Consider the following 6,300-nt stretch of genomic DNA (forward strand, 5'->3'; position numbering starts at 1 on the left):
TCGTAGAACGAGACCCTCACTCATGGGCCTGACCGGCAGTCCGGTGATCACCACTGGCCACACCCCGACGGCCCCTCCGGTGAGTCCCGGACGAGACAGAACGGGTGGCCTGCCGGATCCGCGAAGATGCGCCAACTCCGCTGTCCGTCGCCCTCGTCGAGCACGGTGGCACCTCGCCGGAGGACCTCGTCCTGGGCTCGTTGCAGGTCCTCGACCCCCAGGTCGAGGTGGAACTGCTGGGGCCGAGCGGGATCGGGCCACTGGGGTGGCTGATGGTCCTCCACCCGCTGGAAGGCCAGCACGATCCCGTCGGTGTGAAGCGTCGCCCAGTCGTCGTCGAGCGACCATCGCGGGTCCGGCTGGTTCACCACACCGCCGATGAGCGACCGGTAGAACCGGGACAGTTCAACGACGTCGGGACAGTCCAACACCACACACTGCAGCTTGGCGATCATGAAGGGCAGCGTCTCACGCCCCCCTGCTTACGATCCACAGCTGGAACACCCGGTCGCAGAGCGCTTCCGCAGGGGCGGACGGTGGCGCTGTCCGGCTCGTGGATCCACCCCGCTCCGCCGGCCGGACGGGACCGAGCAGGCCAAGGCGACGTGACCACGCATACCCACGGGACAGCCCTCAGGGGACGTACGGGACTCCGCTTCGTCGTCCCCCGGCCGCCTGCTGTCGCTCGGTCTCGGGGTGTCAGTCGCGGTCACGGCGGCGCAGTCGGGGGCGGGTACGGGTCGGTGGGGCCGTGCAGAGGGCGAGCAGGTGCTCGGCCAGTGTGTCCGGGGTGGGGCGGTCCAGGACGGTGGCGGCGCTGATCTGGAGTCCGGTCGCGGCCCCGAGGCGGTTGCGCAGGCGGGTCGCGGTGAGCGAGTCGAAGCCCATCTCGACGAAGCCGCGGTCGGAGGCCACCACGTCGTCGGTGGTGTGTCCCAGCACCAGAGCGGCGTGGGTGCGCACGAGCCGCAGCATCTCGGCGCTCCGCTCCCTCGCGGACAGCGTCCCGAGGCGGCGCCGGAACGCGTCCGGATCCTCGGTGTACGGGTCCTCGCGCACGCCGCCGGCCCCGCGTATCGCGTCGCGGAGTGCCGGGACGCCGTCGAACAGCCTGGCCAGGGGACGGGCTCCGGGAGCGGCGGCCACCTGGGCCGCGAGGCGTTCCGGGTCGGCTTCGAGGACGACGAGCCCGGTCTCGCGGGAGTGTGCGGCACGGTCGAGGGCGCGCAGGGCGAGCTCCGGGGGCATCGGGACGAGGCCGTCGTCACGGGCCGCGGTGTCCCCCTCGGCGGCGGCCCACGGTCCCCAGGCGACGCTGGTCACGGGCAGTCCCTCGGTACGGCGCTCCTCGGCCAGGGCGTCCAGGAGGGCGTCGCCCAGCGCCTGTCCGGCCTGCCCCGGGGCGCCCGTGACGGCGCTGAGGGTGGTGAGGAGGACGAAGGGGACCGGCTCGGTCCGGTCCCGGGTGAGCTCGTGCAGGTGGCGGGCGGCCCGGGCGGCGACCACCGGATGCCGGGGTCCGGTGACGGTCAGCCGCGAGAGGGGGCTGTCCTCGGGGGCGGTGGCGGCCGGAGTCACGACGACGGTCAGCGGGCCGCTCGCGGGGAGGCCGTCCAGCAGGGCAGCGGCCTGCACGCGGTCGCCGGGGTCGCGGGTGACGAGGTCGACGCGTGCGCCGAGGGCGGTGAGCTCGGCGCACAGCGCCCGGCTCGCGTCTGCGGGCGGCGCGTGCTCGGGGTCCGTGCGGGACACCAGCAGGAGGTGTTCGGCCCCGGCACGGGCGAGGTGCAGGGCGACCTGGCGGCCGAGCGGTCCGGTGCCGTCGGTGACGAGGACGGTGCCGGTCGGCGGCCACGCGGCGGTGGGATCGGCGGGCGCGGCGTCGGGAGCCGGGACGAGGCGGCGGGCGAAGAGTCCCGCGCCGCGGACGGCGAGGTCGTGCTCGGAGTCGTCGCCTGCCGCGCTGTGGGCCAGGACCGCGGCGAGCCGGCTGCCGGTCCAGCCGTCGATGTGCGCGGGCAGGTCGACGGTGCCGGTCCACTGGCCGGAGCCTTCCCGTACGGCGACGCGGCCGAGGGCCTGGACGGCGAGCTGGCCGGGGTGCCGGACGTGCTCGGCGGCGCCGACCGCCGCCGCGGCGCGGGTGGCGTGCCAGACGGTGGCGGAACTGCCGGTCTCCTCCAGGGCGTGCAGGAGCGCCAGGGTGAGCGCGGTCCCGTGCGGCACCGCGTCGTGGGCGGGATGCCGCCCGGGAGCGAGGGCGAGCAGGGAGAGGACACCGGAGACCGGGCCCAGGTCGTCGGCGGAGGCGCGGAGCCGTCCGGCGAGTGACGCCTCGTCCGTGACGGGGACGAGGCGCGTTTGCGTACCCCCGGCGGACAGGGCCGCGACGAGGCCGGTGACCCAGGGGTCGGCGGCCTGCTCCGCGGGGACGGGGAGCAGCCAGGTGCCCGCCGGTGCGGCTGGGGGTACGGCGGTCGGTGTCCAGACGGCGCGGTGCCGCAGGCGGTCGGCGCGGGCCTCCTCGTCGCGCCGGCGCCGGTAGGCGGTCAGGAGCGGCAGCAGCACGGCCGTCGCCCCGGCGTCCCCGAGACCGAGTTCGGCGGCGAGAGCGGCGTCGTCGGCGCCGTGGGGCACCGCGTCGCCCGGGTGGAGCATCCCGTCGGGACGTACCGCATCGGGCGGCGCGGCGCCGGGACGGCCGGTACGGCTCCGGGAGGTCCCGTCCGGGGACAGGCCGTCCGAGGGCAGCCAGTAGTCGGCCCGCTGGAAGGCGTAGGTGGGCAGGTCCACGGTGTGCGGGGCGCCGTCCGGGACGGCCAGCGCGGCGGACCAGTCGACGGCGGCGCCGCGTGCGAAGAGCTGTCCGGCCGCCCTGATCACTGCGGCGGCCTCGCCCTCCTCCTGGCGCAGGGTCGGGACGAACTCGGCGCCGGGGGCGCTGTCCTGGCCCTGGGCGGACAGGACGGCGTCGGGTCCGATCTCCAGGAAGGTGGTCACGCCCCGGGCGGCGAGCGCGGCGACCCCGTCGGCGAAGCGGACCGGTTCGCGCACGTGCCGCACCCAGTGCTCCGGGTCCACCGGCCGGTCCGAGGGCAGGAGGTCACCCGTCAGATGGGACATGACCGGGATCTCGGGCACGGCGCAGACGAGACCGGCCAGTTCGGCGCGGAGGGGGGCGAGGACGGGTTCCATCAGCGGCGAGTGGAAGGCGTGGGACACCCTCAGCCGGCGGGTCCGGGCGCCGCGTTCTTCGAGGCGGGCGGCGATCTCGGCGACGGCATGCTCGGCGCCGGAGAGGACGACGGAGTCGGGGCCGTTGAGGGCGGCCAGTCCGACCTCGTGGGTGCGGCCGGCCAGCAGTGGCGCGACCTCGGCCTCGGGGAGCCGTACGGCGACCATCGCGCCGCCTCCGGGCAGGTCCCGCATCAGCCGGCCCCGTGCGGTGACGAGCGTGCAGGCGTCGTCGAGGGTGAGGACGCCGGCGACATGGGCCGCGGTGATCTCGCCGACGGAGTGGCCGGCGACCATGTCGGGGCGCAGGCCCCAGGAGGCGAGGAGCCGGTACAGCGCGACCTCGACCGCGAACAGCGCGCACTGGGCCTGGAGTGTTCCGGTGAGGGGGTGCCCGGCCCTCTCCTCCGTGTCGAAGACGACGTCCCGCAGGGGCGGTTCGTCGGGGAGCAGGCTGTCGAAGCGGGCGCACACGGTGTCGAAGGCAGCGGCGAAGACCGGGTGGGTACGGTGCAGCTCCGCGGCCATGCCCGGGCGCTGGCTGCCCTGCCCGGTGAACAGGACCGCCGTACGCCCGGTCGGTGCGCCGCCCGTCACCAGGTGGGGTGCGGGCCGGCCCGCGGCGAGCGCCTCCAGCGCCTGCTCCAGGTCCGTCAGCCGTTCGCCGGTGACGACGGCCCGGTGTGCGAAGGGCGTTCGCCGGGTCGCGAGGGCCACGGCCAGGGTGCGCGGGGCGGGGCGGGTGCCGTCCGGACGCTGCCTCAGGTGGGCGAGGAGGTGGCGGGCCTGGTCGCGCAACGCGGCCGGGGAGCGTCCGGAGAGCACCCAGGGCACGGTGCCGGCGGGCGGCTCGGGGGCGTCACCGGTGAGGTCGGTGGCCGGGGCGGGCTCCTCGCGGGGAGCCTCCTCCAGGATGACGTGGGCGTTGGTGCCGCTGATGCCGAAGGAGGACACTCCGGCGCGCCTGGGCCGGTCGGTGGCGGGCCAGGCAACGGTGTCGCGCAGCGGTGCGACGGCACCGCTCGCCCAGTCGACGTGGCGCGACGGCTCGTCGAGGTGCAGGGAGGGCGGCAGCACGCCGTGGTGCAGCGCCTGCACCATCTTGATGACACCGGCCGCCCCGGCGGCGGCCTGGGTGTGGCCGATGTTGGACTTCACCGAGCCGAGCCGTACCGGAGCCGCGTCGGGGCCCCGGCCGGCGCCGTAGGTGGCGAGGACGGCCTGCGCCTCGATCGGGTCGCCGAGCCGGGTTCCGGTGCCGTGCGCCTCCACGGCGTCGATGTCGGCGGCCGTGAGGCGGGCGTCGGCGAGGGCGGCGCGGATGACGCGCTGCTGGGACGGTCCGTTGGGCGCGGAGAGGCCGTTGGACGCGCCGTCCTGGTTGGTCGCCGTGCCGCGCACCAGGGCGAGGACGCGGTGTCCGTTGCGGCGGGCGTCCGAGAGCCGTTCCACCAGCAGGACGCCCGCCCCCTCGGCGAGGGAGGTCCCGTCCGCCGCGTCGGCGAACGGCTTGCAGCGTCCGTCCGGTGCCAGGCCGCGCTGGCGGCTGAAGCCCATGAGGGCGCCGGGGCCCGGCATGACCGCGACTCCCCCGGCCAGGGCGAGGTCGCACTCGCCGGACCGCAGGGCGCGTACGGCCATGTGCAGGGCGACGAGCGACGACGAGCAGGCGGTGTCCACGGTGACGGCCGGGCCTTCGAGGCCCAGGACGTACGCGAGCCGTCCGGACACCACGCTGCCGGCGTTGCCGGTGATCAGGTGGCCCTCGGTGCCCTGTTCGGCCTGGTGGAGGCGGGGTCCGTACTCCTGGTAGTGCGAGCCGACGAACACTCCGGTGCGGCTGCCCCGCAGGGTGGCCGGGACGATGCCGGCCCGCTCGACGGCCTCCCAGCCCGTTTCGAGGAGCAGCCGCTGCTGGGGGTCGGTCGCCAGCGCCTCCACCGGCGAGATGCCGAAGAACTCGGCGTCGAAGCTCCCGGCGTCGTGCAGGAAACCGCCCTCCCGGACGTAGGCCCGGCCGGGTGCGTCGGGGTCGGGGTCGTACAGGGCGTCGAGGTCCCAGCCGCGGTTGGCGGGCAGCGGGCCCATGGCGTCGCCACCGGAGTCGACGAGGCGCCACAGGTCCTCCGGCGTGGCTACGCCGCCGGGGTAGCGGCAGGCCATGCCGACGACGGCGACCGGGTCGTCGGACGTGGGTGTTCCCGGGTTCCCGTGGGTGTCCGGGGCGGGGGCGGCGGCGGTGTGTTCGCCGCCGAGGAGCTGTTCGAGGAGGTGTCCGGCGAGGGCTGCACAGTCGGGGTGGTCGAAGGCCAGCGTCGCGGGCAGCCTCAGACCTGTGGCGGAGCCGAGCCGGTTCCGCAGGTCGACGGCGGTGAGCGAGTCGAGGCCGAGGTCCCTGAACGCCCGGTCGGGCTCGATCGCCTCGGCGTCGGTGTGTCCGAGTACCGTGCTCAGCTGGGTGCGGACCAGGTCGAGCAGGGTGGCCCGGCGTCCGGCGGGGGGCTGCCGGACGAGGGTGTCGCGCAGCACCGTGTGCCGGTCCGTGGTGCCGGTCGCGGGGACGGCCCCGGTCAGGGCGCGGCGCCGGGGCCCGGCAGGCTTCCGGACCAGGCGGCGCAGCAGGGGGTGGGTGGCGGCGTCTCCGGCCGCGAGGGATCGGGCGTCGAGGCGGGCGGCCAGGACGGAACTCTCGGGGGACCGTTCGGCGGTGTCGAGGAGCCTCAGCCCCTCCTCCGTCGACATCGGCAGCACACCCATCCGCCGCATCCGCGCCAGATCAGAACCCTCCAGACCCCCCGTCATCACACTCCGCTCCTCCCACAACCCCCACCCCACCGACACACCCGACAACCCACGCGACCGCCGGAACGCAGCCAACCCATCCAAAAACGCATTCCCCGCCGCATAATTCGCCTGACCCGCAGCACCCAACACACCAGCCGCAGACGAAAACAACACAAACAACCCACCCGAACCAGCCATCACCTCATGCAAATTCCACCCACCCACCACCTTCGCCGCCAACACACCCCTCAACCGCTCACCCGACAACCCCTCCACCACCAC

The 6,300-nt window shown here is 75.3% G+C and carries 2 protein-coding genes and 1 pseudogene; all 3 read right to left on the reverse strand.

Features of this window, described 5'->3' with window-relative positions:
* Positions 1-47: 47 nt before the first annotated feature.
* Positions 48-455, reverse strand: coding sequence for a VOC family protein (locus ABZ172_RS22870; protein WP_356885828.1), 408 nt, complete (start codon positions 453-455; stop codon positions 48-50).
* A 244-nt stretch (positions 456-699) separates the two neighbouring features.
* Positions 700-6,036, reverse strand: a complete 5,337-nt coding sequence (locus ABZ172_RS22875; RefSeq protein WP_356885834.1) for a type I polyketide synthase — start codon at positions 6,034-6,036, stop codon at positions 700-702.
* 21 nt (positions 6,037-6,057) lie between these two features.
* Positions 6,058-6,300: pseudogene (locus tag ABZ172_RS22880) on the reverse strand (KR domain-containing protein); the annotation flags it as partial.

Source organism: Streptomyces sp. NPDC006296 (assembly GCF_040613235.1).
Lineage (GTDB): Bacteria > Actinomycetota > Actinomycetes > Streptomycetales > Streptomycetaceae > Streptomyces.